Source organism: Paramicrobacterium agarici (assembly GCF_002563955.1).
GTDB lineage: Bacteria > Actinomycetota > Actinomycetes > Actinomycetales > Microbacteriaceae > Paramicrobacterium > Paramicrobacterium agarici.
Window position 1 is genome coordinate 980,676 of the sequence record NZ_PDJE01000001.1, and the last position, 25,381, is coordinate 1,006,056.

Consider the following 25,381-nt stretch of genomic DNA (forward strand, 5'->3'; position numbering starts at 1 on the left):
ACGAAGAAGGAGAACGCCACGATGCGTTGGAAATCATTGGCGGTGCGAGTCGCGGCGGTTGTCGCGACCGCCGCATTCATCGGCGGAGCGGTTCCGCCTGGGGCAGCGTCAGCCGACCAGCATCCGGCCCCCGCTGCGAAGAAGGTCGCAACCACGTACACCAACCCAGTCAGCGAGGGGGTCGTCGATTCTTTTCCCGACCCCACGATGATTCGTGGCAAGGACGGCGCGTGGTACGCATACGGCACGACGAACCCGATCTTCAACAGCTCGGGTGAAGACGGCGAGCGCATTCTCCCGATCCTGCGATCGACCGACATGGTCACGTGGGAGCACGTGGGAGATGTCTACGCGGTGGATGCTGCCAGGCCCGACTACTGGTCAAACGGTACTCGCCCGTGGGCTCCGGACATTCGCTACCTCGACGGCGAATATCACCTGACCTACTCACTGTCGAACGGCGGTGTCGCGCTGCTGACGGCTGAGTCACCGACCGGGCCGTGGACAGACCACGGGCTGCTCATCGACGGCGACGTCGAGGGCTGCCCCACCGGCAACATTGATCAGTCGCTGTTCACCGACACAGACGGTACGCACTACATCTACTGGGGCAGCTACGACGTGCTGTGCGTCTCGGCTCTCAACGAAGACGCGACGGCGCTCACTGGCGAGGTGACGCAGGTCGCGCAAGGGCGGCGCATGGAGGGCGGCATCGTCGTCAAGCACGACGACATGTATTACCTCATGTATTCAGACGGCGGATGCTGCGACGGGTCGTTCAGCGGATACACGGTGAAGGTCGGCCGCTCCGACAGCCCGCGCGGGCCCTTCGTCGATGACGCGGGGGTCGATCTCATGGCGACAAGCAGTAATGCCGGCTTCGTTCTCACTTCGAACGGCAACGGATTTGCCGGCCCGGGGCACAACACGATCCAGACCGACCTTGCCGGGCAGGACTGGCTCGTGTACCACGCCATCCCCGAAGCGGATCCCGACTTTCCTCCTGTCGGCAATCTTCACCTGTCCAAGAGGCCTCTCATGATCGACAGGCTCGACTGGATCGACGGCTGGCCGGTCGTGCGTGCTGGCCAGGGACCGTCCTCGGGCGAAGAGGCCGCTCCGGTGACGACGCCCGCGATCGGCAGCGACTTCGCCGACGGCTCATTGCGATCCTGGAAGAAGCGCGGCCGAAGCAGCGTTGACATCGCGACGGACAGCGATGCGGGAAAGCACGTCCGCATGACAGCGGAGGGAAGAGGATCGAGCGCGATGACGGGAGCCGCGACGCTCACGAGCCACTCGAAAGTCTCCGGTGACGTGCGGGTGCAAGCTGATGTTCGCTTCACGCCGACGGATGCTGGTGCGTCTGCGGGCGCCGGCGGAATCGTGCTGGGCGCTCGCGGCCAGAACGGAACGACGGCCTGGATCGACGCGGAGGAGGGCGAACTGCGCCTTGAGATCGTTCACGGCAGCCACGTGGCAACCGAAGCGGCGGCGCTGCCCGACGACTTCGACGCCGCCACGTGGCACGTGGTGTCTGTCGAATGGCGAGGCTCTACGGTCGTGGCGGAGGTCGCGTCCGATGGACTCGGCGAACCGCTCGCCGTCGTCGAGGTGACGGCGCCGAAGCAGGCGAGTTCCCACGGGTCAGTCGGCTTCGCCGCCGCCGGCGCGACCGTCGACGGCGACAACATCAGCGCGGCTGAGCTGTTCACGCCGGTCACCGAGCGCGTGGCCGACCCGCAACCGGGTGACCTGCTGCCGGAGTACTCCGACGACTTCGACGCTGCCGGAGATCCTGCCGTCGCAGACGATGAGTGGAGCTGGGTCAGAGGGCGTCCCGAGGGTGCTTCGAGTTCTGACGGTTCGCTCACGTGGCCGACGGACGGGACCGAACTGTTCCGCGGCACGAACTCGGCGCCCGTTCTCGTGCGCGATGCTCCGTCGACCGACTACATGGTCGAAACCAAGGTCACATTCAATGGAACACGCGCCGCTCAGCAGGCCGGGCTCGTGCTGTACGAGCACGACGACAGCTATCTCAAGCTCACGCACACGGTGATCGGGCTCAACCGCGTGGGCAAAGTGGCGCACCAGACCGAGTTCGGCAAAGAGGGTCAGCGGCCAACCACGACGCCGCCTACTGATGTTGCGAACGGGCCGATGTTCGGTGCTGCGCCCGCAGAGACGACGTGGTTGAAGCTGTACGTGCAGCGCGACGATGCGGGCGAGGAATACGACGTACGTATGGCGTCGAGTACTGACGGGGAAACGTGGCAGTGGGGTGGCGTGTGGTCGCTCGAGACGCTCGGCAATCTTCGCATCGGCCTCATCTCAATGAACGCGAAGGGAGCAACAGCGAGCATGGACTACGTGCACACATATGACATGGGCGGCGAGGCATCCGAGTATCCGGAGAGCTGGCCGCAACCCATGCCGTACGGCGCGGCCGATGACCGGTCAGAGCTCATGCCGCGTGACGACAACTCGATGGTGCTCGACCTCGAGCTGCGCCCGCAGGACGAAGAGCTCGGGCGCGTGTGGATGCGCGACACCTACGTCAACCGATTCGAGGTCGACGGCGAGACCATGTATGTCGCGACCGGAACGACGAAGCCGGCCGAGCTCGACAAGGCCGCACCGTGGAACGACGGAATCTATATGTGGACAGCGCCGGCGCTCGATGGCCCGTGGACGCTCGTCGATACCACCGGCATCCGCCCAGACGAGCAGAAGGGAAAGGTCTGGTCGCCCGAGTTCGTCGACGAGAACTCTGCGGGCCGCGTCGTCGTCGCCGACTGGCAGGCATACCAGCATCCTGACGACCCCGAAAAGCGTGCGGGCAACGCGTGGGCTCCCGAGGTGCAGTACATCGACGGAAAGTGGTACATCGTCGCGACGATGGGAGACCAGTCAACACTCACCGGGTCGTTCATGCTCGTGAGCGAGGGCGGGCCTGAGGGACCGTATCGCAACATCGAGGCGAGCATCGAGCATCCGCTCGGCGACCCCGTTCGCGCCTCGAATCCGCAGTATTACCACATTGACGGCGGGCTGTTCCATGAAGGTGACGACACATATCTCGTTCTGCACAACGATCTGTACTCGAAACTGACTCCCGACATGGAGAACCTCGAGCACCCGACGAATCTGCCCGAGTTTCAGCAGCGGGCATACGAACCAGAGCCCTACCTCGAGGGTGCGTCGGTGACGAAGGTCGGCGATAAGTATTACCTCATGCACGCGGCGTGGTCGTTCCGATCGGGTACGGGGGAGGATGCTGTCTGCTCGTACCTTCCGGGCAGCGGCCAGAAGTATCAGTACGACGCGATTGTTGCCGTCGCGGACTCATTCGAGGGGCCGTACTCGCTGCGGTACACCGCGGGCGTCGGAGCAGGGCACAACAATATGTTCGTCGACGAGGAGGGCACTGTCTGGATGACGTTCTTCCGCAACCCGGCGCACGGGTACTGGGCGCAGCCGGATCGCATCGGCGATGCCGCCGTCGCGGGCGTCGTGCGGCTGGAGCAGTCCGGTCCGTTCGGCGGCCTCCTCACCGTGGAGCGACCTCAGAGCTAGGTCGTGCCTCAGAGAAGCGGGTGTTCGCAGACGGTGGACACCCGCTTCTCGTCGCCCGAAACTTTACTTCTGACGGCGGCAGAATTAATTCGAAAAGTTTTTTGCCGGATAGTTGACGGAAAAATGCGATGCTGGGAATCTAGCTCGTATGTCAATGACGAATGGCGTTCGCGCCCTGGTGCGACGGACGCACGAGGAGCGGGTTCTCTCAGCCCTGCGCGCCCATGGTGCCCTCAGCCGCGGTGAGCTCGCTGCGAAAGTCGGTCTGTCACGCACGACTCTCTCGGAGATCACCGCGAGCCTGTTGCAGCGAGGCGCCATCGTCGTTGCCGACACGGATGCAGCCGTGCGTGAGGGCAGCGGACGCCCTGCCGAGCGTCTGGCGCTCGACCCCGGGGCTGGCCAGGTGATCGGCGTCGACTTCGGCCACCGCCGCGTGCACATCGCCGTCGCTGACGCCTCTCACAACGTCATCGCCTCTGGCCTCGAGGAATACGCGAACGGAACCCCGTGGGACGAGCGGCTCGCAATCGCCTTTAAGCTGGTTGAACGGCTCAGCCAGGAGACCGGTGTGCACTACGGCGCTCTGCAGGCCGTGGGAATCGGCGTTCCCGGGCCATACACCGGCACCAGCAGCGTCTCACCGGCCGTCAGCTGGAAGAACCAGCTCATGCCGCACGGCGTCGACGCGGCGTTCGAGGAGCGGTTCGACGCACCCGTGTTCGTCGACAACAACACGCGACTCGCCGCGCTCGCCGAAGCAAGCAACCGTCCGGACGTCGTCGATAACCTCGTCTACCTTCGGCTTTCTGACGGTGTCGGAGGAGGGCTCGTCGTGTCGGGCCGACTTGTCACGGGAACCAAAGGCTTCGCGGGCGAGCTCGGGCACATCATGGTCGACCCCAACGGATCGATGTGCCGCTGCGGCAAGCGAGGCTGCCTCGAGACGGTGGCATCGGCCCCCGCCATCCTCGCGGCGTGCCGCGATCGAGGCGTCTCTGTCGAGACGATCGCCGATCTCGGCCTCGAAGTCGCCAAGAGCAATCCAGCCGTCGACGTCGTACTACGCGACGTCGGCACGGCGATCGGGCGTGTTCTCGGCGCGGCTGCCATGACCCTCAACCCTCGCGAGATCGTACTCGGCGGCGAGATCGTGCGTATCGCGCCCGTGCTCGTCGAGCAAGCCGCTTCCACAATCCGCTACGAGCTCTACCCGATCCCCACCGACGAGCCGCTCGTTGTCAGAGCCGCTCAGTTAGACGACAGCGACGGCGCGCTCGGTGCCATCGCCGCGATCTTCCACCAATCTCCGCTTCTCGCCGGATACCCCGAGCCCTCGGCTTCCGGTGACCACGACCAGCCGCAAAGGAGCGCGCAATGACCTCCCGCACCCGAACAAAGATCTCAGCACCATGGAACGAGTAGCCGACATGACGAATCCCGCAGAGAAGCGGCGCCTGGGGCCAACGGCCGCTGGCGGTTCCGCGACAGTCGCCATGGCGGTGCCGGGTGGCGCTCCCGGTGAGCCGCCGCGCAAGAAGAAGATGACAAAACGCGCCAAGCTGCTCACGTTGAACGTGATCTCGGTCGTCGGAGGCATCGGGATCTGGTGGACGCTCTCGCTGGCCGGATTCCAGTTCCCGACTCCGCCAGAGGTCATCGAGAAGGCCGTGCAGCTGTGGAAGTCCGGCCTTCTGCAGCAGGACCTGCTGGCCAGCCTCGGTCGAGTCCTCACCGGCTTCCTGGTCGGTTCCGCCCTCGCGATCCCCGTTGGCTTCGTTATGGGCTGGTACACCGTTGCGCGTGGACTCTTCGAACCGTGGATCCAGTTCTTTCGCACGATTCCGCCGCTCGCGCTGCTGCCCCTTGTGCTTGTTCTGCTGGGCATCGGTGAGGTGCCGAAGATCTTCGTGATCTTTCTCGCGGCGTTCCTCGTCTGCGTGATCTCCACGTACCAGGGTGTGGTGAGCGTGGATCGCACCCTCATCAATGCGGCGAGAGTGCTGGGAGCGAAGGACGGCACGATCTTCGTGCGCGTCGTCGTGCCAGCATCCACGCCCTTCATTCTCGTCGGCATGCGCACCGGCCTCGGCTCGTCATGGGCGACGCTCGTCGCAGCTGAGCTGCTCGCCGCGCAGGCCGGGCTCGGCCACCGGATGCAGCAGGCTCAGCTCTATTACGATCTCGCCACGATCTTCGTCGGCATCGTGGCGATCGGCATTCTCGGGCTCGTGATGGACAGGCTGCTGCTCTTCGCAGAATCGAAGCTCACCGGATGGCAGGAACGGATCTGAACACCATGAACGCAGCCACGACAACGACCAAGATCTCGGTCCAAGACGTCCGCAAGACCTTCCAGTTGAAGAATGAGGAGTTCGTCGCTCTCGAGAAGGTGAACCTCGACATCGGCGACAACGAGTTCGTCACCGTGGTCGGCCCCTCCGGATGCGGTAAGTCGACGCTCATGAACATTCTCGCGGGCCTCGAGACCGCCACCTCGGGTCGCGCGATCGTCGACGGAAAAGATGTCTCGGGCCCAGGGCCGGAGCGCGGTGTGATCTTTCAGCAGTACGCCCTCTTTCCCTGGCTGACCGTGCGCAAGAACGTGGAGTTCGGGCTCAAGGTCGCCGGCATCGCGGCAGGCGAACGCCGAGAGCGCGCCGAGCATTTCATTGAGATGGTCGGGCTCGGGCAATTCGCGGATGCGCTGCCGAAGATGCTCTCGGGCGGTATGAAGCAGCGCTGCGCCATCGCTCGAGCGTATGCCGTCAACCCGTCGATCCTTCTGATGGACGAGCCATTCGGAGCCCTCGACGCTCTGACCCGAGTGAAGCTGCAGGAGCAGCTGCTCGACACGTGGAATCGAGAGAAGCGCACCGTGATGTTCATTACGCACGACGTAGACGAGGCTGTGTTTCTCGCGAATCGCGTCGTCGTCATGGCGGCGCGACCCGGTCGGATCCACGAGGTCATCGACGTGGGCCTGCCCTACCCCCGCACTGAAGACGTCCGGCTGAGTCCGGAGTTCGCCGAGCTGCGCAATCGCGTGTGGCACGCGGTGTACCACCAATAGTCCGGTAACAGCACCGGCACTCCCATCGCCCGAAGCCGGGCGATCACAACCCCATGAAAGGGAACTGCACCATGTCAATCACCAAAAAGATGCTCGGCACTGTCGCCGCAGGCGTCGCGGTGGCCCTCACCCTCGCCGGATGCTCGGGCGAGGCGGCCACAGACGAGAACGGCAACGAGCTGAAACCGGTCGATGTGAACTTCGGGTACATCGCCGACTACAACGGAACGAGCCTTCTCGCGATCGCCGAAGACCAGGGTCTCTGGGAGAAGCACGGCGTGAACATCACCACGACGTCGTTCACGAACGGTCCGCTTCAGATTCAGGCCCTCGGCACCGGCGACCTCGACTTCGGGTACATCGGACCAGGAGCGTTCTGGCTGCCAGCATCCGGCCAGGCGAAACTCGTGTCAATGAATACCCTCGGGCAGGCCGACCGTGTCGTCGCGCAGCCAGGCATCGAATCGATGGAGGACCTTCGCGGCAAGACGGTTGCCGTGCCGGAAGGGACCTCCGGAGACATGATCCTCACACTTGCGCTTGAAGAAGCCGGCATGACGAAGGACGACATCAAGGTCGTCAACATGGAGCCGGCGGCGATCGTGTCGGCGCTGGCATCGAAGAAGGTCGACGGGGCGGGGTTCTGGTACCCGGCGCTCGCGACCGTCAAGGAGCAGGTGCCGGGTCTTATCGAGCTCGCCGAGAACAAGGACTTCGAAGACACCGTGGCCTTCCCCACAGCATTCGTCGCGGGAAACGACCTCGTTGAGAACGAGCCCGAGAAGCTCGAACGCGTGCTCGGAGTGCTGCGCGAGGCGATCGATTACCGCGCCAAGAACGTCGATGAGTCGATTCAGCTGACCGCTGAGTTCTCGGCTCTGGACCCAGAGCAGGTGAAGGCGGATGCCGGAAACGTTCAGATCCTCGGCCTCGACGAGATCGACAAGCTCACGAAGGACGGCACGGTGAACGAGTGGCTCGAGAGTATGAACAACTACTTCGTCGAGGCCGGAAAACTCCCGGAGCCGGTTGAGCCCTCGGAGTACTACACAGGTGATCTCTTTCTGAAAGCAGGCAAATAAGTTGTCCCAGGCCAGGAACATCCTCTTCGTGATGACCGATCAGCACCGAGCGGACACGCTCGGGGCGTATGGGAATCAGCTCGCGGAGACTCCGGTGCTCGATGAGCTCGCCCGGACGGGAACGCGGTTCGACCGGTGGTACACGCCAACGGCGATCTGCACTCCCGCCCGCGCGAGTCTGCTCACCGGGCAGGCGCCGTTCCGTCACAAGCTGCTCGCGAACCATGAGCGCAACGTCGGCTATATCGAAGACCTGCCCGAGGACCAGTACGCGTTCTCGACGGACCTTCGTGCGGCGGGCTACAACTGCGGTCTCATCGGAAAGTGGCACGCGGGCACGGAGCGCACGGCCGCCGACTTCGGGTTCGACGGACCCGACTTGGCGGGCTGGCACAACCCGGTCGAGCACGAGGACTACCTGGCCTACCTGGAGGAGAACGACCTGCCTCCCTATGAAATCAGCGATCAGATTCGCGGAGTGCTGCCGAACGGCGGGCCGGGCAACCTGCTCGCCGCTCGGCTGCACCAGCCGGTCGAGGCGACGTTCGAGCATTACCTGGCGACGCGCACGATCGAGCACCTTGAGCGGTACGCCGACGACTATCGCTCGAGCGGAAAGCCGTTCTACCTCGCACTCAACTTCTTCGGTCCGCATCTGCCCTACGTCGTGCCGAACGAGTACTTCGACAAGTTCTCAGCAGACGACATCGAACTGCCGAAATCGGTGGCCGAGACGTTCTCGGGCAAGCCGCAGGTGCAGCAGAATTACAGCGACCACTGGGCGTTCGACACCATGCCCATCGAGACGAGCCGCAAGCTCATCGCGATCTACTGGGGCTATGTCGCGCTCATCGACGCCGAAATCGGTCGCGTGGTCGACGCGATGAACCGACTCGGCCTCAGCGACGAGACAGCAGTGTTCTTCAGCTGCGATCATGGCGAGTTCACGGGCTCGCATCGTCTTCACGACAAAGGCCCGGCGATGTACGAGGACATCTACCGCACGCCCGGAATCGTGCGCATTCCCGGTGCTCCCGCTGGTCAGGTGCGCGACGAGTTCGTCAGCCTGCTCGACTGCACGGCGACGTTCCTCGATATCGCGGGTCTCGACCCGAGCCCGGCCGTGGACTCGCGCAGCCTCGTGCCTCTCGTCAACGGCGAGCACACCGAGTGGCAGGACGATATCGTGTGCGAGTTCCACGGGCACCACTTCCCGTACCCGCAGAGGATGCTGCGCACGGATCGCCACAAGCTCATCGTCAACCCAGACTCGGTCAACGAGCTCTACGACCTTGAGCGCGATCCCGACGAGTTGCTCAACGTCTACGAGCTTCCCGATATGGCAGAGATCCGCGACCGGATGATGCAGCGCCTGTACGCTCTGCTCGTCGAGCGCGGCGACAAGTTCTTCCACTGGATGACGTCGATGTACCCGGTCGGCGGCGTGGCTTACGACCCTTCTCTCAGCGGGTTCGACGACGAGGCATATCAGTAGCGGAGCGCCGTGCACGCGGCATCCGCTCGTCAGGGAGCGATCATGAGCACGCGGGATAAACGACCCAACATTGTCTTCATCCTCACCGACGATCACGCGTCACACGCGATCGGCGCCTACGGCTCCGTTGTCAACGACACCCCGCGAATCGACGAGATCGGTGAGAACGGGGTCAGGCTTGACAACTGCTTCTGCACGAATTCGCTGTGCACGCCGAGCCGGGCGTCGATTCTGACCGGGACCTACAGTCACGTCAACGGGGTCACGACGTTGGAGACTCCCATCGACGCGAGCCAGCCGACGTTCATCTCGCAACTGCGCGACGCCGGGTACCGCACGGCGATCGTCGGCAAGTGGCACATGGGCGAAGGTGACGGTCACAACCCCCAGGGCTTCGACTACTGGGCGGTGCTGCGGGATCAAGGGGAGTACGTCGACCCGCAGATTCTCACGAGGGACGGCGTCGAGATCGTCGAGGGGTACGCGACGGATGTGATCACGGACCTCGCGCTGAACTGGCTCGACTCGCTCGACGGTGACGAGCCCTGGTGCGTGCTCATTCACCACAAGGCACCGCATCGGCCCTGGATTCCCGATGAGAAGCACAAGGGAATGTACGCTGGCCCGATTCGCGTGCCCGAGACGTTCGACGACGACTATTCGACGCGTACCTCTGCGGCGCACAGAGCAGCGATGCGCATCGCCGACCACCTCACGCTCGAAGACCTCAAGCAGACACCGCCGGCCGACCTCACGTATGAGCAGGCGGCTCTGTGGAAGTACCAGCGCTACATGGAGGATTATCTGGCGTGCGTGGCCTCGGTCGACGACAACGTGGGGCGCGTCATCGACGATCTGCGCGAGCGCGGCGAGTTCGACGACACACTGCTCATGTACAGCTCGGACCAGGGGTTCTTTCTGGGCGACCATGGCTGGTTCGATAAGCGATTCATGTACGACGAGTCTCTCAGAATGCCAATGCTGATCAGCTGCCCGTCCCGCATTCCGCAGCGCGACGAGCCTCTTGAGCACATCGTCACGAATGTCGATTTCGCGCAGACCATCCTCGAGGCTGCCGGGGTCAACGCCCTCGACCGCATGCAGGGGATCAGTATCTGGCCGCAACTCACGTCGGACCCGGCACGAACCACCCGCGACGCGATGTACTACCGCTATTACGAGAACGACGACGTCAACCACCACGCGTTTGCGCATTACGGCATTCGCACCGACCGCTACAAGCTCATCTACTTCTACAACGACGGCCTCGGCCTGCCGGGCAGTTCCGGTCGCAGCTACCCGCCGGAATGGGAGCTCTACGACCTGCACGACGCTCCAGAGGAACTGCGCAACCTCTACAACGATCCGGCGTTCGCCGACATTCGCGAAGACCTCAAGGCCAGACTGTGGGTTCTGCAGGCAGAACTCGGCGATGAGCCGCATCCGTCGCAGCCAGTGCCTTCCAGGCTCGCCGAGTCTGCGTGATCGCGTCACGGCTCCGGATGCTGCAGAGGCGAACACGCTGGGCCGCACGCCCGCTCTGCTCAGGGCTTGAGAAGAACCTTGCCGACCCGGCCCGGGGCGAGACTCGCTGCAACGGCCTCGCGAACGTCGTCGAAGCTGTACACCGCTGCGACAGGAAGAGTGAGCTTACCCGACGACACGCGAGCCAAGAGCTCTGCGAAAAGGTCGGCGCGTGTCGCAGCATCCATCTCGCGATTGACGACGCTGCCCCAGAAACCCGTCACCGTGATCTGCCTGAAAATGAGGTCGCCCGACGAGATTTCGAGCGCGGGCGAGTCCATCGCGCCGAATGCGATGAGGGTGCCCTTCTCGGCAAGCAGCGAGATCATGTCGCTCGCAGCGGCCCCGCCGACCGAGTCGACCCCTGCGACGATAGGCGCTCCGCCCGTGACCGTCGTCACGCGATCCTGCCATCCATCGTCCGCCGTCGAGATGACGTTGGTGATCCCTTGATCGTGCAGCTGGTCAACGGCCTCCTGTCGTCGGACGAGTCCGACGACGCCGATGCCGCGCGCAGCAGCGAGCTGCGCGACCAGGCGTCCCACCGCGCCGTTCGCCGCGTTCTGTGCCATCCACTGCCCCTCGTCAAGACCAAGCGAGTGCAGAAGACTGAGCGCGCTGAGCGGCATCGCCACGAGCTGGGCCGCGGCTTCGTCTGGCAGCCCCGCGGGCACGGGGATGAGTCCGCTCGCCTTCGCCGTGAAGTACTCTGCCCACACGCCGAACGTTCCGCCGCTGACGACGCGCTGCCCGACCTCGAGACCTTCGACACCGTGACCAAGGGCCTCAACGGTCCCAACCGCCTCGGTTCCCGCTTGCGCGGGAAGGTCTGGCACAAAGCCGTACGTGCCGCGAACCGTCCACAGATCGTGGTTGTGGATCGGCGAGAGGATGGTCTTCACGCGAACCTGTCCCGCGCCCGGTTCAGGGAGCGTGCGTTCTTCGACGGTCAGGACCGATTCGGGTTCGGCGAAGCTGTGGTGAACGATAGCGCGCATGAGATTCCCTTCGGGTCAATCGTCTGGGACGTCGAAACGGACGTCGCTCTTGCCACAGTGCACACACCTGGAGCCAGGGCACAACCTCGATACGACAGAGTAGGCGCGAATGATGCGTACGCTTAGGCTAGAGGTGGCGCGAGCCCACGGCTGTGTGCCGCAACGGGAGGTCTTTATGCACGACGACATGGTGCTGATTCCCGCGGGCGAGTTCCGCATGGGATCCGAAGGCTACTACCCTGAAGAAGCTCCCGTCTTCACCGCGCACGTCGACGACTTCTCCATCGACAGGCACCCGGTGACGAATCGGCAGTTTCGTGAGTTCGTCGAGGCGACCGGCTACGTCACGGTAGCTGAGAAAGGCCTCGACGCGGCCGAGTTCCCGCAGCTGAGCGAGGCGGATCGTGCGCCCGGAAGCCTCGTCTTTCACGAGACGGAAGGTCCTGTCGACCTGCGCAACTGGCGCGCGTGGTGGTCGTGGGGGACCGGTGCCGATTGGCAGCATCCATTTGGCCCTGACTCGTCGATCGAGGGCAAAGACGACCACCCTGTCGTTCAGGTCTGCTATACGGATGCTGTCGCCTACGCCACCTGGGCGGGCAAACGGCTGCCGACTGAAGAGGAGTGGGAGCGCGCCGCGCGCGGCACCCTCGACGGCGCGGACTTCGCGTGGGGCGACGACCTCACGCCAAACGGCGAACTGCGGGCGAATACCTGGCAGGGTAGCTTTCCGTACGACAACACGGGCGCGCTCGGGTGGAAGGGAACGTCGCCGGTCGGCACGTTCCCCGCGAACGACTTCGGCCTTGTCGACATGATCGGAAATGTGTGGGAGTGGACGTCGAGCCGATTCACGCCCAACCATCGCGAGGCGGCGCTCGCCGCGAGCCTTGCTGCGCCGATCGGCCGATCGCTCGTGACGACGGCCGCGGGCGACGACAGCGGGCAGGGGTGCGGCTGCGGATGCGGCCCCGAGTCGTCGCGCTCAGCGGCGACGGGTGCCGTTCCGGCAACCTCCTCCCCGGATTCGAGCATCAGCCACGTGACGAAGGGTGGCTCGCACTTGTGTGCCCCCGAGTACTGCCAGCGGTACCGCCCAGCGGCACGTTCGCCGCAGACGGAGGACTCGGCGACGACGCACCTCGGGTTCCGCTGCGCGCGTTCGGCGTGACCGGGTGAAAACGCAGGGTTGCCATGCGCTCCGAGCAGGAGGGACACTGGAGAACCAGTGATCGGAGTAGATGATGTATCCCGCACCGATGGCGATGGCGCCCGAGGTTCAGGCAGTTGTCGAGCGTGAGAGGCTGAAGCCGCCCGGATGGGTGATCCAGGCCCACCGGCACTGGCGGCGAAGCCGACGCCGTATGCGCAAGGCCGCGCGCACGAGCTGAGTTCTTCCGTTGCTGAACGGGAACGCTTCGCGCCCAGCATGTCAGGCAGCGTCCGGAATATATTCCCGCCGCACGCGTTGATCTTCTCGCCGAACGCCGACGAGAGGACACCTATGCCCGAATCAACGCAGCTCGACCACAGCATCGCCCAGCAGATCCGACGACTGAGCGAGAGGGGCATCGCAGAGTTGGCGGGGCTCACCGGCCACGAATTCCGGATGCTGGCGAAGGACACCCTCGCCAGTGCAGCAGAAGCCTCGAGCGACGAGCGGACGGCGACCGTCGTCGTGCACCCGTCGCTCGTGCCTGCAGCATCCCTCGCCGCTCTTCTCGAGCGTGACGGCAAACCGGGATTCGTCGTCGAAGACATGACCGACCTCGAGGAGTTTCGGCCGATCGGCGACGCGCCCGTGCCCGATCAGCCGCTCTACCTCGTGCACGACATCGATCGTGGCGATGATATGCAGAACTGGAGCCCAGACGAGGCGCTCGCCGAGCTGCGCACGCGAGGCCGCCGACCGCTCACGGTCACCGAGGGGATCTCGTGGCTGCTGCAGCATCCTGACCGCCTTGAGCCCGGAAGCTGCTTCATGACGATCGGGTCGCGGCGACGCACGGCGCGCGGTTTGGACGCTCGGACGCCCGCGATCTGGATCAGCGGTGGCACCGGGCGTGACGGCAGAGAGCGCAGGGGCGCCCCGAAGGTCGGATGGTGCTGGGCGCGCAATCGGCACACGTGGCTTGGTTTCGCCTCGGCGGCGCCGATCGTGAGCGACTGATCAGCCGGGCACGGGTGCGAGCTGGTCCGCGAGCTCTGCCAGCGCATCGGTGCCCGCGAGGTCTCCTGCGAGAAGGGGAACCTGCGTCACCGGGATGCTGCCAATGGCGGCGTGCAGGCGAGCGAGGTGTTCGTCTTCTCGCGCACGCCGCTCGGCAAGAAGTTCACCAGCGTCGGCGGGGGAGCGACGGTTGACGACGACGGCAGCCGGATCGATGCCCAGCGTTGTGAGCTGCGCGACGACGTCGATCGACTCTGCGACGGGGAGCCGCTCGGCGATGCTCACGACGAGGAACGCTGCGGCATCAGCATCCGTCACAAGACTGCGCAGGAGTGCAAAGCGGTCACGGCGGGCGATGAGGGTACGGCGCAGCTCGGCATCGGCCGTCGGCTCGTCGTCTTTCGTGCCCACAACGCTTCGCGCGGCGGCGGCGAAGCGCTCGGAACGGTCGCGGCTCGCGAGAAGCGTCTCGGTCCAGCTCGTGAGCTTCTCGGGAAGCGAGAGCAGACGCAGAGTATGCCCGGATGGTGCCGTGTCGAAGATCACGAGATCGTAGGTGCCGCGGCTGGACTCGACGAGCTCCGCGATGCGCTCGAGTACCGCGGACTCGTGGCTTCCGGGGGCCATCTTCGCCTGGTCGAGATGCTGGTGTGCCGAGTCGTGCAGGCGCTCGGGCAGCAGCCGCATCATCGTCGCGGCGACCGTGGCGAAGTGACGGTCGATCGTGGCCGCCGGGTCGATTTCGACAGCATCCACGTGCCCTTGGCCGGCTGAAAAGACGCGCGTTGACTCGTCGGAGAGCTCGCGGTCCCACGCGTGACCGAGATTGTGAGCGGGGTCCGTGGAGACAAGCAGCACGCGTCCGCCGTCACGTGCACGCGCGAGAGCGAGGGCAGACGAGACGGATGTTTTGCCGACACCCCCCTTTCCGCCGACAAAGAGAATGCGCCGGGAGCGAGCCAGGTCTAGCAGCATGCGATGTGATCCAGGGGTGAGTCAGGGATGCCGATGCGGCGATGCCATGCGTGAAAGTCCTCCCACACCGCGGGCATGAGCTCTGCCGAGTAGAACGCGGCCGGGTCGGGAACGCCGAGGGCCTCGCCGAGCACGACGATCATGAACAAGTCGTCTTCGTCGCGTTTCTCGCGCAGAAACATGTTGCGGTACGGACCGACGTAGAACTCGTGCAGTCCGTCGCGAAAAGCGGCCCAGCGCCGGGAGAGGTCCTCCCGGCGCTGGGGTGCGCTATCGGCTGCTGCCACGTCGTCAGACGTCCTCGCGGACCGCTGAGAGCTCGGCATCCTCGTGCTCTGGCTCTGGAGGTTCCTTCGCGGCTCGACGCATTGCGAGCACAGCCTCGATACCGACCCAGACACTCGCGACGATGATGATGACATCGAGCGCAAAGAGCAGCCAGTCCGCGTTGCCCGGTTGCGTGAAACTCACGAGCTGATCGATCGCGGCCCAGAACGAGAGCACGAACACCAGCACAAGCGGAATGATCGCGGGAAGCGGGTTGCGCCGCTTGCGAATGAGCATCACCGCGATGATCGAGAGCGTTAGCGACGCCATGATCTGGTTCGTCGTGCCGAACAGCGGCCAGATGCGCAAGCCGCCCTCGCCCCCGAGGCCCTGCGAGAACGTCAGCCCAAGACCGACGACAACGACGATGAGCGTCGCCGGTATCTTGGTGATCTTGACCTTGACGGCGTCACCGATCTCTTGCACCACGAAGCGCAGCAGGCGCATGCCGGTGTCCATCGTCGTCGCGGCGAACAGCACGGCCATCGTCGCGAGCACGGTGGCGCTCAGGGAAGCCGGCAGACCGAGGCCGTTCTCCATGAGATAGCCGCCACCCTTCACGAAAGCATCGACGCCGCCAGCCCCGAACGAGCTGTAGATCTCTTCCCAGTCGGCGACCGACTTGATGCCGCCGATGACGGCGAGAATCGTGCCGAGCGAGAGCAGGCCCTCACCAACAGCGCCGAAGTACCCGACGAATCGAGCATCCGTCTCTTTGTCGATCTGCTTCGAGCTCGTTCCCGACGAGACCATGCCGTGGAATCCTGAGATCGCGCCGCAGGCGATGGTCACGAACAGCAGCGGGACCATGCTCGGCGTTCCCTCAGGCAGGTTCGTGTTGAACATGGGAGCAACGATCTCGGGCTTAACAGCTGAGAACAGAGTGGCGATCAGCACCGAGCCGAAGAGCAGGATCAGACCCACAAAGAGTTGCACGCCATTGATGTAGTCGCGCGGCTGCAACAGCACCCAGACGGGAAGCAGCGAGGCAATCGCACCGTAGATGAAGAGCGTGAGGATCCAGAACGTGGCCGGGCTCATGCCGAGGAACGACTCCGGAAGCACGACGGGGACGCTGTTGCCCAGCACGATCAGTGCATACAGTGCGACGACACCGACAACGGTCACCGGAATCAGCGGCCAGCGCATGCGGTAGACCGCGATGCCGACGAGCAGCGCGACGATGATCGCTCCCCACGTCGGAATGACTGCTGTGGGTGTGCTGATGAGCAGGTTCTTGATGACGACGGCGAACGCCGCAATCACCATGAGCAGCAGCAGGAAGATGACGATGAGAAACAGGTTCGCCCCGCGCTTGCCGATGTAGCGGCCCGAAAGGGCGCCGATGGAGCGCCCCTTGTTGCGCACCGACGCCCACAGAGCGCCGAAGTCGTGCATGCCGGCGAAGAACACTGTGCCGAGCGTCACCCAGAGGAACGCTGGCAGCCATCCCCAGATAACCGCGATTGCGGGCCCGACGATCGGGGCGGCTCCGGCAACGGACGTGAAGTGGTGGCCCCACAAAATGTATTTGTTCGTGGGGACGTAGTCGACGCCGTCATTCATCTCGTGAGCGGGCGTCTTGAACTTGTCGTCAAGCTTGTATACCCGTTTTGCGAGGTACTTCGAATAAACCAGATACCCGGCGACGAACATCGCCAGCCCGATGATCATAAGAACAAGGGAACCCATGGAGTTCTCCCCTTTCGCTGCGTGCGCCTATGCAACCGCGCGGTGGCCCCGATGCCGCCGGCTCTTCGAGGCTAGCAGAATCTGTGAATAACCTGTGTGCTTCTCCGTGTCGGCCGTGATGCCGGCAGATCGCGCTTATTCGGCGGCGCGGAGCTCCAAGGGAATCCTGTCGGCGCCAACGACCCCGCACAAAATCTCGGGTTCGATCAGTTCGCCGCGTTTGAGCACGCTGATCTGCCCGGTGGGCTCGAGAATGACGCACGCCACCTCAGACGTATTCCTCACTCCAGCACGCCGCAGCGTCGAGTACACCTCGTCAGAGACGACATGGGTGCGGGCTAGATTGTCGACCAGCAGATCGTTGCCCGCCATCAGGACGATTGCGGGGCTGTTCACGAAGCGTGTCGCTCCCTTGATGCGCCTGATCTGCCCGGTGAGTGCCTGCAGCACCAGCAGGGTTGCCAGGCCGAGCAGCCCGGCAAAGAGCGTCGGAGTGTCTCCGAGGATCGCACGACCGATGACGGCGCCGAGGGCGATGATCGCGGCGAGGTCAAAGCTTGACAGGCTCGCCAGTGTTCGCTGCCCGAGCACGCGCACGAGCAGTAAGACGCCTCCGTAGAAGACGATGCATGAGACAACGACGCGGATCGCATCGATCCAGTCGAGTCCGTATTCAGCCCACATGACGCACCTCCTGTCTGCCGAGCAGACGCGCGCGATTATTCCACAATGGTGCTCGGGAGTTGAACGTCAGCGTTTGGGGTCGACGTCCAGCACGACCTGAAATTCCAGCACGTTCGCCTCGGTGAAGACGGGTCTTCCCTGCTCGCCCTTGTGTGCCGCGCGTGCGTCTCCGTCCCGCCAGGCTTCGTAAGACTCGTCGTCTTCCCACCGGGTCACAATGAAGTAGCGGTCATCGCCGGCGACGGGTCGCAGCATTTCGAAGCCGAGAAAGCCGGGCGCGTCATCGATGGTTCTCGCGCGGTTGATGAAACGGCGCTCGAACTCGGCGTGTGCCTCATCGGGAACCTTCACTGCGTTGATCTTCACCACGGCCATGGCTGAATTCTAGATTCGGATGCTGACGGTGAGCAGTGGAGCATTCGTGAAAGACCCGTGCGCAGCGGCGTCCATCCGATAGTGTTCCCTCACCACGAACGAGGGAGCGTTCACGCGCGAGCGCTGCAGGGTCGAGGGCTCGCTGTCGAACTAGTTGACCCGGTTGCAGCGCAGGTCGGCGATGCCCGTGACTTGCCGTTCGCGGATAACGAGTTTGACGCAGCTCTGCTTCTTGGCCCCCTCTACCATCTCGCCGGTGCCCGTGAACGGTTGACTGCCCTTACAGAGGCAGCACGCGTCACCCGACCGGGCGGAGTCGTCTTCGCGGCAGCGCTGTCGCGCACCGTCGCATTCCAGGCGGCGACGCTCGGGAGAAAGCCATGCATGACGCCTGAGCTCGCGCAGTTCTTCGAGGCGGCACTCCGATTCCAGGCGGTCGATTTCCCTCCGGTCACTTTCATACGGCTGACGAGCTGGCGGCCGAGGTCGTCGCGGTCGGCCTCGAGCTGATCGAGGTGCACGGTATCGAGGGGCCCGCGGGCTTACTTGCTGAGCAGTTCCCGGCCGGCGATGAGTCAGTGACGGATGCTGCTCGCGCACTCGCTCGCGCGGGCAGTGCGATCCCGGCAATCCGCGACCTTAGCACTCATCTGCTTGCTGTCGCCCGCGTGGTTTAAAGAGAGCTGCGAAAAGACCTCACGGTGCCACTCTCTGTCCACAGGGAGACTGCCTGCTGAGTTTTACACAATGCTTGTCTGACCGGGTTTTCTGTCGGTGGCAATGTCGGTGGGTGCTGGAAGACTGTTGGCATGGAAAACACGGCAGCAGCACCGGGATTCGAGCCGATGGACGGCCCGGATGCTGTCGCATCGGCGGCAGGCGAACAGCTGCTGGATGCCCTGACGGAGTTGCGTGAGGTTGACCCGCAGGCTCTCTCCGGGAATGGGCTGCTGCACTACGTGGGACTGTTAGCCACCGCGACCCGCTTTCTCGAGGGCCGCCAGGTCGGTAACGTCGGCGACATCGCCCGACGCTCCGACACCGACGCCGGGTTTTCCGGTCTCGCCGCCCGCCATGGATGCTCCTCGCCGGCAGCGTTGTTTGAGAAGATCACGGGGGCGAAGAACTCGACCGCGTACCGGTATACGAAACTCGCCACTCATACGACACCACGAGTTTCCGACACGGGGCTGCCCCTTGATCCGGTGTTCCCGCAGACCGCGCAAGCGTTGAGCGACGGTGTCATCGGCCTCGACGCTGCCGAAGCCATCACCACGACCCTCGCGCCAGTGCTCCCTCGTGCGGTGCCGGAGCAGATGGACTGGGCAGAAGCCACGCTGCTGGGCAACGCGACCGGCGCGAACGGGGAAGCACCCGTGTCAGCGGATAATCTCCGTCAGCAGGCGAGAGCGTTCTGCGCCGTTCTCGACCCTGACGGTGTCGAACCTACCGCCGACGAACTGCATGAGGCGCGGAAGCTCGTGTTCCGGCACCAAGAAGACGGCACCTTGAAGATCACGGGCACCCTGTCCCCGGAGCAGGCGGCACAGGTGACACCCGTGTTCGACGCCTACATGTCCAAACGCACCAGCCCGACGTTTATGCATGCCGACGAGCAAGCCGACAACGAGCAAGCACCGGAGGAGCGGTCGAAACCGCAAGAACGCGCCGACGTATTCACGACGATCATCGGCGGCACCGGGAAACAGAAGACCGCACCCAAACTCCACGGCCGAGGCCCGACCGTGCTCGTCACCGTGGACGAACGCAACCTCAACACAGGGACCGGGGCAGCGTGGTCACCGGGGACACAGGCACCGTTGCCGATGAGCTTTGTGAAGCAAATGCAGTGCGACGGAGACACGAGAACAGTCACCATCGACGAGCACGGGGAAGTGCTCAATCTCGGGACCGCCGAACGGTTCTTCAGCACACAGCAGCGTTTGGCGTTGATCGCCAGAGACGGACCCACCTGCGTCGCACCCGACTGCACCATCCCCGCCTGGCTGTGCGAAGCACACCACATTCACGGGTGGGAGAACGGCGGCAAAACGGACCTGTCCAACGGCGTCCTCGTCTGCTGGTTTCATCACAGGCTGCTCGAACGCGGAGAATGGTCGATCGCCCGCGACAACAACGGCCGACCACGCGTGATCCCGCCCGGCTGGTATGTCAGCCGACGGTATCTGGGGCAACGGAGAGCGCCACGCGACGCGAGCGCGGGCAGGCCAGGCACGAGTGCGACGGGACCAGAGACGAGTGCGCCCGAAGGCACGACCAACGGTGAAGACGGCAACCCGCCCGACGGCGGACGAGATACCGGGCCGCACTCCTGACAGTGCGGCGGCTCCAAGACACGATACGCACGAGTGAGACCACTCGAAGCGTTACTCGGAGTGCCCGGAGCGCCGTTTCAAACGGGGATAGAGCCAGAACAGCGCAATCGTTCCGATGACCGCGCGAACGGCGGCGAACACGAGAACCCACCAGCCAACTGCGTTGTCGACGAATAGCAACGCGGCGCCGATGATCACAAGCGCGACGTCGGCCACATAGGGAACCTTGAGCCAGAACAGCAATCGCGCCTCGGCGGAACGAGCAGGGTCCGCATCACTCGAATGTTCCGGCTCAGCCACAGTTCACCTCCGCGCCGTCTGACTTGAGCTGAGGCTCAAGACGTTTGGACAAGATACGTGCGCAGTTCCGCAACTTTTGCGGATTTTGACGCGCCAGCAAACCGGAACACATGGCTGAAAGCGATGCGCGTTGTCCCTGCCTCTAGATAACCATCACAGGAGGCGAACCGCCCGTGGGCCACGATTGAGAGCACATCAAGGCGTTCCGCTGTGATGCGAGGAATTGCTTCTCTCGAGCCGCGGGGGCCGAGATGCGTGCCCTCACCAACGATTGACCAGCGTGCCTCGTCAGCGAGCCATTCTGCAACGGCATCCGATTCACCTTGTGCCCACTTCGCCACGAACTCGCCGACGATGATCGTTCGCGGAGCATTGCCGCAATCCGAAGGAAGATTGATCTCCATGTGCGCTCCATGCTCATCAACGGAACTCTCAGCGCCAGCCGAGTTCTGGCGCAACGTACTTCACGACACTCTCAAGAAGAGTGGCGTTGTAGTCAACACCGAGCTGATTCGGCACCGTCAAAAGCAGAGTGTCCGCTTCGGCAATCGCCGAATCCTCAGCGAGTTCTCGCACGAGCGCATTCGGCTCACCGATATAGCTCTTGCCAAAGCGCGCGAGACCACCATCAAGGTGGCCGACCTGATCGGCGCTCTCTGCCTGTGCGCGGAGCCCGAAGTAACGCACGTCGTCGTCGGTAACGAGGGGCATGATGCTGCGGCTCACCGATACCCGCGGTTCGCCGTCGTGACCGGCATCCGCCCATGCCTTTCGGTAGAGCCGGATCTGCTCCGCCTGCAGCTCGTGGAATGGAATGCCGGTGTCTTCGGTGAGCAGCGTCGAACTCATGAGGTTCATGCCCTGCTGTCCGGTCCATTCGGCAGTAGCTCGGGAACCGGAGCCCCACCAGATGCGCTTCTCGAGGCCCGGCGACCTCGGCTCGATTGCAAGCGCCCCGCTGTGCCCCGCCATCTGAGGGTTCGCCTTCGCAACCCCGGCGCCGACGATCGCCGCACGGAATAATTCCGCCTTGTGTCGTGCCACATCAGCGTCTGTCGTGTCGTCTGGAGTGACGTATCCGAACGATTCGAAACCACGATCCGCGTGCTCAGGCGATCCTCGACTGATGCCGAGCTGGAGACGACCGTTGCTGATCAGATCTGCCGCCGCCGCTTCTTCTGCCATGTACAGCGGGTTCTCGTAACGCATGTCGATCACACCGGTGCCGAGCTCGATGCGACTCGTTCGAGCACCCATCGCGGCTAGCAGCGGAAACGGCGATGCCAGCTGCGTGGCAAAGTGGTGAACGCGAACGTACGCGCCGTCAACACCGACCTCTTCAGCAGCCTCGGCCAGCTCGATCGTCTGCATCAGGGCATCTTGCGCCGACCGTACGCGAGAGCCGGGCACGCTCTGGTAGTGGCCGAACGAGAGAAACCCGATTTTCTTCATACCAGGAGCAGCGTCACGGTTGGCGGGCGTATTCCCTGTTCATGCTGAACCTCCGAATACGGTGCACGCGGGCGGCACGTAGCATGGGCGCATGAGAACACCCGCGACGCTTTCTGACATCGTCACCGCGTTTCTCGACGTCGTGCACGATCGGCTGCTCAGCGACCGCCGCGGCGACGTCGCCGATTACATCCCGGAGCTTGCCGACGTCGAACCGGACGCTTTCGGCATCGCATTGTGCGGACTCAACGGACGTGTCTACGAGAGCGGTGACACCGACCTGGCATTCACGATTCAGTCCGTGTCTAAGGCCTTTGTGTACTCGCTCGCGCTCGACGACATCGGCATGAACGCCGTACACCACCGCGTCGGTGCCGAGCCCAGCGGCGAAGCGTTCAATTCTGTGAAGCTTGAATCGGGCACCGGGCGTCCCCCGAACCCCATGGTGAACGCGGGCGCCATCGTGACAACTGCACTCGTCAATGGAGCATCGCCCGAGCACCGCTTCGAGCGAATCCTTGAGCGTCTGAGCGCGTTCGCCGGTCGCGACCTCACAGTCGACGCTTCTGTCTTCACTTCCGAGCATGCTTCGGGCGACCGCAACCGTGCGCTCGCCTACCTCATGCGCAGCGCCGGTTCGCTCACCGCCGACGTCAACGAGACGCTCGATGTCTACTTCCGTCAGTGCTCCGTGCTCGTCACATCTCGCGACCTCGCCGTCATGGGCGCGACGCTCGGCAACGGAGGCGTCAACCCCGTCACCGGTCGCCGCGTCACGAGCGCCGAGACCTGCCAGCACGTCATGACGATCATGGCGACCTGCGGCATGTACGACTATGCAGGGGAGTGGTTGCTGCGTGCGGGACTCCCGGCCAAGTCCGGTGTGGCGGGCGGCCTTGTCGCAGCATCCCCCGGTGAATTCGGACTCGGGCTCTACAGTCCGCGACTCGACCATAGCGGGGCGAGCGTGCGCGGCGTTGTCGCGGCCCAGCAGCTCGCACGTCGCTTCGGTCTGCACATTCTGCACCGCCCGTTGTCTTTGTCGGCCGCCGAAGTGACGGCGGCGACGGAAGAGCTCGACGAAGGGCTCGGAGCGATGCAGGATGCTGATGCTGCGCAGCTCTTGGCCGAGAACGCCGACGATCTCGCCGTGTGGCGACTGCGTGGGTACATCGACTTCGACGGTGCAGAACGGCTGATCCTCGACCTTGAGGAATGGCTCGAATCGCGCCCGCCCGATCGTGTTGCCCCCGCCGTGATCGTGCTCGATCTCACCGAAGTCACGCAACTGCAGTCCGTCGCCGTGTGGATGCTCGCGGCCCTCGCCTCGTGGTGCAACGAGCGCGGAATGCGTGTGATCGCGAGCGATCCGCAGGGCCGAAGCCTCGGCGTCGCAGGCCTGTCGCAAGCGGCCGACTTTGAGGCGGCGGTGCAGGATGCCGCTGACGCGACGTCCGCCGACGACTGAGCACGACGTACACGAGTGCGATTGAATAGACCGACGCAGATTCGCGAGCGAAAGGACACTCCTATGCGCATCGGACTCATCGGCGCCGGCGCCGTTGCCGGCTACTACCGCCACGCTGCACACGAACTCGGAATCGAACTCGCCGCTGTCTGCGACGTGAACACGGATGCCGCTGAGGCCGCTGCACCCGAGGGCGCTCAGATCTTCGGAGACCACCGCGAACTCTACGAGAGCGGCCTCGTCGACGCCGTCGTCGTCAACACTCCGCACGCACTGCACGCTCCTATGACGATCGAAGCTGCAGAAGCAGGCCTTCACGTTCTTGTCGAGAAGCCCATGGCGATCTCGCTTGAAGAGTGCGATCAGATGGTGCAGGCTGCCGAAACCGCGGGCACAACACTCATGGTCGGGCACATTCAGCACTACATGCCCGACAAGCTCGCCGCAGCCGCCGCGATCGCCGAAGGCGAGATCGGGCAGCCGATACTGCTGCGCGATTACCGAACGACCGACTACCGCACGGGCATGCGATCGGCATGGTTCTTCTCGAAGCGCATTGCAGGAGGCGGCGCACTCATCAACATCGGCGCGCACTGCATCGACCGCACACTCTGGCTCGCAGGGTCATGGGCGAGCTCTGTGAGCGCCAACGTCGTGAACCGCCACGACGTGGCCGTCGAGACCGACGGCATCGTTCACCTGCAGCTGCAGAATGGCGCGACAGCATCCATCACCGTCGTCTCTGATGCTGACGAGTACTCGGACGAACTCGTGATCGTGGGAGAGAACGGTCTCATCGTCGCCGATCCGAATAAGGGAACCCGCTCGCACATCGACGGGTACACACGGATGCTGTGGGAGCCCGACGGTGATCCCGTGCAGCAGGCGTTCACCGCAGAGCTCAATGACTTCTCGGCGGCGATCGGTGGCGTTCAGCCGTCGGTGTCGCTCGAGCACGCGCGGCACGTCATCGACGTCGTGCTCTCGGCGTACGCTTCTGCCGAATCGAAGGCGCCGGTTGCGCTGAGCTGATCAACGAACGGCTCGTTCACGCGCTCCCGTGTGCCTCCGCAGCCTTCGCGCGCTCGACCGCTGACGGAGCGGGCTGACCGGTCGACAGACGGTCGATGAGTTCATCGAGAATCAGCGCGACCGTGCGCGGCATGTCGACAGCATCGGGGTCGAGAAGCCACTGCACCTGGAGGCCGTCCATGACCGCGATCACCGCATTCGCGGCATCCTGCACCTCACTGTCGACGTCGCGGTTCGCGACGCTGGCGATGACGCCCGCGACCTTGCGGCGCAGACCCGCGAACCGACCTCGAAAGTAGTCTTGCGCCGGATGGTCGTCGGTCACCGACTCGGCGGAGAGCACAGCATATGTCTGCACGACGCCTGGGCGCGACATGTTCTCGATGACCGTGTCGAGCATGTGCTCGAGAAACGCGGGGCCTTCGACCTGCTCGCGTGCTTGCACGCCGCTCGTCTCTTCGCCGTCGCGATACTTGAGCACCGCGACGAGCAGGCCCTCTTTTGAGCCGAAATGGTGCAGCACTCCGGCGTGCGTCATCCCGGCCTCAGCCGCGATCTCTGCGAGCGCTGCGTTGTTGTAGCCGCGGGTGCCGAACACACTCAGGGCAGCCTTCAAGATGCTCTCGCGCTTTGCCGCCGTGCGCGCCTGTGGTCTCACGGCCCGCGATGCGGCTGGCACGACGGAGCCGCCTGCTGATTTCTTGCTCATTCGCGGACCTCTCCCGATCACTCAAGCTTACGGTGCTGTTACCAAACTGTGACAGAAAAAACTTACTGACTTGTTTGTAAGTATTGCTACAGTCTCACTCACGAGTCAAT

24 protein-coding genes are annotated in these 25,381 nt (G+C 64.1%); 14 read left to right on the forward strand and 10 right to left on the reverse strand.

Annotated elements, in window-relative coordinates; translation table 11 throughout:
* The first annotated feature begins 21 nt into the window (after positions 1-21).
* The 7 genes from ATJ78_RS04875 to ATJ78_RS04905 all read left to right on the forward strand — a co-directional run bounded on the left by ATJ78_RS04875 (position 22) and on the right by ATJ78_RS04905 (position 10,714).
* Entirely contained in the window at positions 22-3,579 is a 3,558-nt protein-coding gene (locus tag ATJ78_RS04875) for a family 43 glycosylhydrolase (protein WP_098406575.1), read from the forward strand.
* 148 nt (positions 3,580-3,727) lie between these two features.
* On the forward strand, positions 3,728-4,960 hold the full coding sequence (locus ATJ78_RS04880) for an ROK family transcriptional regulator (RefSeq protein ID WP_245836208.1): 1,233 nt from the start codon (positions 3,728-3,730) through the stop codon (positions 4,958-4,960).
* A gap of 49 nt (positions 4,961-5,009) precedes the next feature.
* Positions 5,010-5,873, forward strand: coding sequence for an ABC transporter permease (locus ATJ78_RS04885; protein WP_245836209.1), 864 nt, complete (start codon positions 5,010-5,012; stop codon positions 5,871-5,873).
* Positions 5,855-6,652 carry an ABC transporter ATP-binding protein gene (locus ATJ78_RS04890; protein ID WP_169923392.1) on the forward strand — a complete coding sequence of 266 codons (798 nt, stop codon included), beginning with the start codon at positions 5,855-5,857 and terminating at the stop codon, positions 6,650-6,652. The genes ATJ78_RS04885 and ATJ78_RS04890 overlap by 19 nt, the downstream gene beginning before the upstream one ends.
* A gap of 71 nt (positions 6,653-6,723) precedes the next feature.
* Positions 6,724-7,734 (forward strand): aliphatic sulfonate ABC transporter substrate-binding protein, encoded by a 1,011-nt coding sequence (locus ATJ78_RS04895; protein ID WP_098406576.1) that lies wholly within the window; start codon positions 6,724-6,726, stop codon positions 7,732-7,734.
* A 1-nt stretch (position 7,735) separates the two neighbouring features.
* The gene (locus ATJ78_RS04900) at positions 7,736-9,229 is read left to right on the forward strand and encodes a sulfatase family protein (protein ID WP_281253367.1); all 1,494 of its coding nucleotides are present in this window, start codon (positions 7,736-7,738) and stop codon (positions 9,227-9,229) included.
* Between the two features lie 42 nt (positions 9,230-9,271).
* Positions 9,272-10,714 (forward strand): sulfatase family protein, encoded by a 1,443-nt coding sequence (locus ATJ78_RS04905; protein WP_098409211.1) that lies wholly within the window; start codon positions 9,272-9,274, stop codon positions 10,712-10,714.
* 59 nt (positions 10,715-10,773) lie between these two features.
* Here the strand turns inward: ATJ78_RS04905 and ATJ78_RS04910 are convergent, their stop codons facing one another.
* Positions 10,774-11,751, reverse strand: coding sequence for a zinc-binding dehydrogenase (locus ATJ78_RS04910; RefSeq protein WP_098406578.1), 978 nt, complete (start codon positions 11,749-11,751; stop codon positions 10,774-10,776).
* A 112-nt stretch (positions 11,752-11,863) separates the two neighbouring features.
* Between ATJ78_RS04910 and ATJ78_RS04915 the strand changes: the two genes are divergently transcribed.
* The 3 genes from ATJ78_RS04915 to ATJ78_RS04920 all read left to right on the forward strand — a co-directional run bounded on the left by ATJ78_RS04915 (position 11,864) and on the right by ATJ78_RS04920 (position 13,921).
* Positions 11,864-12,922: a formylglycine-generating enzyme family protein gene (locus ATJ78_RS04915; protein WP_491522964.1), complete on the forward strand. Its 1,059-nt coding sequence runs from the start codon at positions 11,864-11,866 to the stop codon at positions 12,920-12,922.
* Between the two features lie 70 nt (positions 12,923-12,992).
* On the forward strand, positions 12,993-13,142 hold the full coding sequence (locus ATJ78_RS16000) for a hypothetical protein (protein ID WP_156088586.1): 150 nt from the start codon (positions 12,993-12,995) through the stop codon (positions 13,140-13,142).
* A gap of 113 nt (positions 13,143-13,255) precedes the next feature.
* Positions 13,256-13,921 (forward strand): DUF5701 family protein, encoded by a 666-nt coding sequence (locus ATJ78_RS04920; RefSeq protein ID WP_098406580.1) that lies wholly within the window; start codon positions 13,256-13,258, stop codon positions 13,919-13,921.
* Here ATJ78_RS04920 and ATJ78_RS04925 read toward each other — a convergent pair whose 3' ends face one another.
* The 5 genes from ATJ78_RS04925 to ATJ78_RS04945 all read right to left on the reverse strand — a co-directional run bounded on the left by ATJ78_RS04925 (position 13,922) and on the right by ATJ78_RS04945 (position 17,974).
* Entirely contained in the window at positions 13,922-14,896 is a 975-nt protein-coding gene (locus ATJ78_RS04925) for an ArsA family ATPase (RefSeq protein WP_098406581.1), read from the reverse strand.
* Positions 14,887-15,183, reverse strand: a complete 297-nt coding sequence (locus tag ATJ78_RS04930; protein ID WP_245836210.1) for a cory-CC-star protein — start codon at positions 15,181-15,183, stop codon at positions 14,887-14,889. The genes ATJ78_RS04925 and ATJ78_RS04930 overlap by 10 nt, the downstream gene beginning before the upstream one ends.
* A gap of 4 nt (positions 15,184-15,187) precedes the next feature.
* A complete protein-coding gene (locus tag ATJ78_RS04935; RefSeq protein WP_098406582.1) occupies positions 15,188-16,915 on the reverse strand; it encodes a carbon starvation CstA family protein in 1,728 nt (575 codons plus the stop codon).
* Positions 16,916-17,050: 135 nt separating this feature from the next.
* The gene (locus ATJ78_RS04940; protein ID WP_098406583.1) at positions 17,051-17,599 is read right to left on the reverse strand and encodes a DUF421 domain-containing protein; all 549 of its coding nucleotides are present in this window, start codon (positions 17,597-17,599) and stop codon (positions 17,051-17,053) included.
* Positions 17,600-17,665: 66 nt separating this feature from the next.
* A complete protein-coding gene (locus tag ATJ78_RS04945; protein ID WP_098406584.1) occupies positions 17,666-17,974 on the reverse strand; it encodes an antibiotic biosynthesis monooxygenase family protein in 309 nt (102 codons plus the stop codon).
* Positions 17,975-18,055: 81 nt separating this feature from the next.
* Here ATJ78_RS04945 and ATJ78_RS16275 point away from each other — a divergent pair, with 81 nt between their 5' ends.
* Positions 18,056-18,484 (forward strand): methyltransferase domain-containing protein, encoded by a 429-nt coding sequence (locus ATJ78_RS16275; protein ID WP_169923393.1) that lies wholly within the window; start codon positions 18,056-18,058, stop codon positions 18,482-18,484.
* 299 nt (positions 18,485-18,783) lie between these two features.
* Positions 18,784-20,310: an HNH endonuclease signature motif containing protein gene (locus ATJ78_RS04955; protein ID WP_098406586.1), complete on the forward strand. Its 1,527-nt coding sequence runs from the start codon at positions 18,784-18,786 to the stop codon at positions 20,308-20,310.
* Positions 20,311-20,361: 51 nt separating this feature from the next.
* Here ATJ78_RS04955 and ATJ78_RS04960 read toward each other — a convergent pair whose 3' ends face one another.
* From ATJ78_RS04960 to ATJ78_RS04970, 3 genes are read right to left on the reverse strand one after another with little or no spacing between them, the layout of a single operon-like run.
* Complete coding sequence (locus tag ATJ78_RS04960; protein WP_098406587.1) at positions 20,362-20,610, reverse strand: hypothetical protein; 249 nt, start codon at positions 20,608-20,610, stop codon at positions 20,362-20,364.
* Positions 20,611-20,645: 35 nt separating this feature from the next.
* Complete coding sequence (locus ATJ78_RS04965) at positions 20,646-21,014, reverse strand: nuclear transport factor 2-like protein (RefSeq protein ID WP_098406588.1); 369 nt, start codon at positions 21,012-21,014, stop codon at positions 20,646-20,648.
* 28 nt (positions 21,015-21,042) lie between these two features.
* The gene (locus tag ATJ78_RS04970) at positions 21,043-22,062 is read right to left on the reverse strand and encodes an LLM class flavin-dependent oxidoreductase (protein ID WP_098406589.1); all 1,020 of its coding nucleotides are present in this window, start codon (positions 22,060-22,062) and stop codon (positions 21,043-21,045) included.
* Positions 22,063-22,153: 91 nt separating this feature from the next.
* Here ATJ78_RS04970 and glsA point away from each other — a divergent pair, with 91 nt between their 5' ends.
* Both glsA and ATJ78_RS04980 read left to right on the forward strand, forming a co-directional pair.
* Positions 22,154-23,530, forward strand: a complete 1,377-nt coding sequence (glsA, locus tag ATJ78_RS04975; RefSeq protein WP_098406590.1) for a glutaminase A — start codon at positions 22,154-22,156, stop codon at positions 23,528-23,530.
* Positions 23,531-23,593: 63 nt separating this feature from the next.
* Positions 23,594-24,562, forward strand: coding sequence for a Gfo/Idh/MocA family protein (locus ATJ78_RS04980; RefSeq protein WP_098406591.1), 969 nt, complete (start codon positions 23,594-23,596; stop codon positions 24,560-24,562).
* 16 nt (positions 24,563-24,578) lie between these two features.
* Here ATJ78_RS04980 and ATJ78_RS04985 read toward each other — a convergent pair whose 3' ends face one another.
* The gene (locus tag ATJ78_RS04985; protein WP_098406592.1) at positions 24,579-25,271 is read right to left on the reverse strand and encodes a TetR/AcrR family transcriptional regulator; all 693 of its coding nucleotides are present in this window, start codon (positions 25,269-25,271) and stop codon (positions 24,579-24,581) included.
* Positions 25,272-25,381: the final 110 nt, after the last annotated feature.

What these genes read in the sequence shown, in the direction of transcription:
- ATJ78_RS04875 (WP_098406575.1), top strand. Translation starts at nt 22, where the DNA reads ATGCGTTGGAAATCATTGGCGGTGCGAGTCGCGGCGGTTGTCGCGACC.
- ATJ78_RS04880 (WP_245836208.1), top strand. Translation starts at nt 3,728, where the DNA reads ATGTCAATGACGAATGGCGTTCGCGCCCTGGTGCGACGGACGCACGAG.
- ATJ78_RS04885 (WP_245836209.1), top strand. Translation starts at nt 5,010, where the DNA reads ATGACGAATCCCGCAGAGAAGCGGCGCCTGGGGCCAACGGCCGCTGGC.
- ATJ78_RS04890 (WP_169923392.1), top strand. Translation starts at nt 5,855, where the DNA reads ATGGCAGGAACGGATCTGAACACCATGAACGCAGCCACGACAACGACC.
- ATJ78_RS04895 (WP_098406576.1), top strand. Translation starts at nt 6,724, where the DNA reads ATGTCAATCACCAAAAAGATGCTCGGCACTGTCGCCGCAGGCGTCGCG.
- ATJ78_RS04905 (WP_098409211.1), top strand. Translation starts at nt 9,272, where the DNA reads ATGAGCACGCGGGATAAACGACCCAACATTGTCTTCATCCTCACCGAC.
- ATJ78_RS04910 (WP_098406578.1), bottom strand. Translation starts at nt 11,751, where the DNA reads ATGCGCGCTATCGTTCACCACAGCTTCGCCGAACCCGAATCGGTCCTG.
- ATJ78_RS04915 (WP_491522964.1), top strand. Translation starts at nt 11,864, where the DNA reads ATGCGTACGCTTAGGCTAGAGGTGGCGCGAGCCCACGGCTGTGTGCCG.
- ATJ78_RS16000 (WP_156088586.1), top strand. Translation starts at nt 12,993, where the DNA reads ATGATGTATCCCGCACCGATGGCGATGGCGCCCGAGGTTCAGGCAGTT.
- ATJ78_RS04920 (WP_098406580.1), top strand. Translation starts at nt 13,256, where the DNA reads ATGCCCGAATCAACGCAGCTCGACCACAGCATCGCCCAGCAGATCCGA.
- ATJ78_RS04925 (WP_098406581.1), bottom strand. Translation starts at nt 14,896, where the DNA reads ATGCTGCTAGACCTGGCTCGCTCCCGGCGCATTCTCTTTGTCGGCGGA.
- ATJ78_RS04935 (WP_098406582.1), bottom strand. Translation starts at nt 16,915, where the DNA reads ATGGGTTCCCTTGTTCTTATGATCATCGGGCTGGCGATGTTCGTCGCC.
- ATJ78_RS04940 (WP_098406583.1), bottom strand. Translation starts at nt 17,599, where the DNA reads ATGTGGGCTGAATACGGACTCGACTGGATCGATGCGATCCGCGTCGTT.
- ATJ78_RS04945 (WP_098406584.1), bottom strand. Translation starts at nt 17,974, where the DNA reads ATGGCCGTGGTGAAGATCAACGCAGTGAAGGTTCCCGATGAGGCACAC.
- ATJ78_RS04955 (WP_098406586.1), top strand. Translation starts at nt 18,784, where the DNA reads ATGGAAAACACGGCAGCAGCACCGGGATTCGAGCCGATGGACGGCCCG.
- ATJ78_RS04965 (WP_098406588.1), bottom strand. Translation starts at nt 21,014, where the DNA reads ATGGAGATCAATCTTCCTTCGGATTGCGGCAATGCTCCGCGAACGATC.
- ATJ78_RS04970 (WP_098406589.1), bottom strand. Translation starts at nt 22,062, where the DNA reads ATGAAGAAAATCGGGTTTCTCTCGTTCGGCCACTACCAGAGCGTGCCC.
- glsA (WP_098406590.1), top strand. Translation starts at nt 22,154, where the DNA reads ATGAGAACACCCGCGACGCTTTCTGACATCGTCACCGCGTTTCTCGAC.
- ATJ78_RS04980 (WP_098406591.1), top strand. Translation starts at nt 23,594, where the DNA reads ATGCGCATCGGACTCATCGGCGCCGGCGCCGTTGCCGGCTACTACCGC.
- ATJ78_RS04985 (WP_098406592.1), bottom strand. Translation starts at nt 25,271, where the DNA reads ATGAGCAAGAAATCAGCAGGCGGCTCCGTCGTGCCAGCCGCATCGCGG.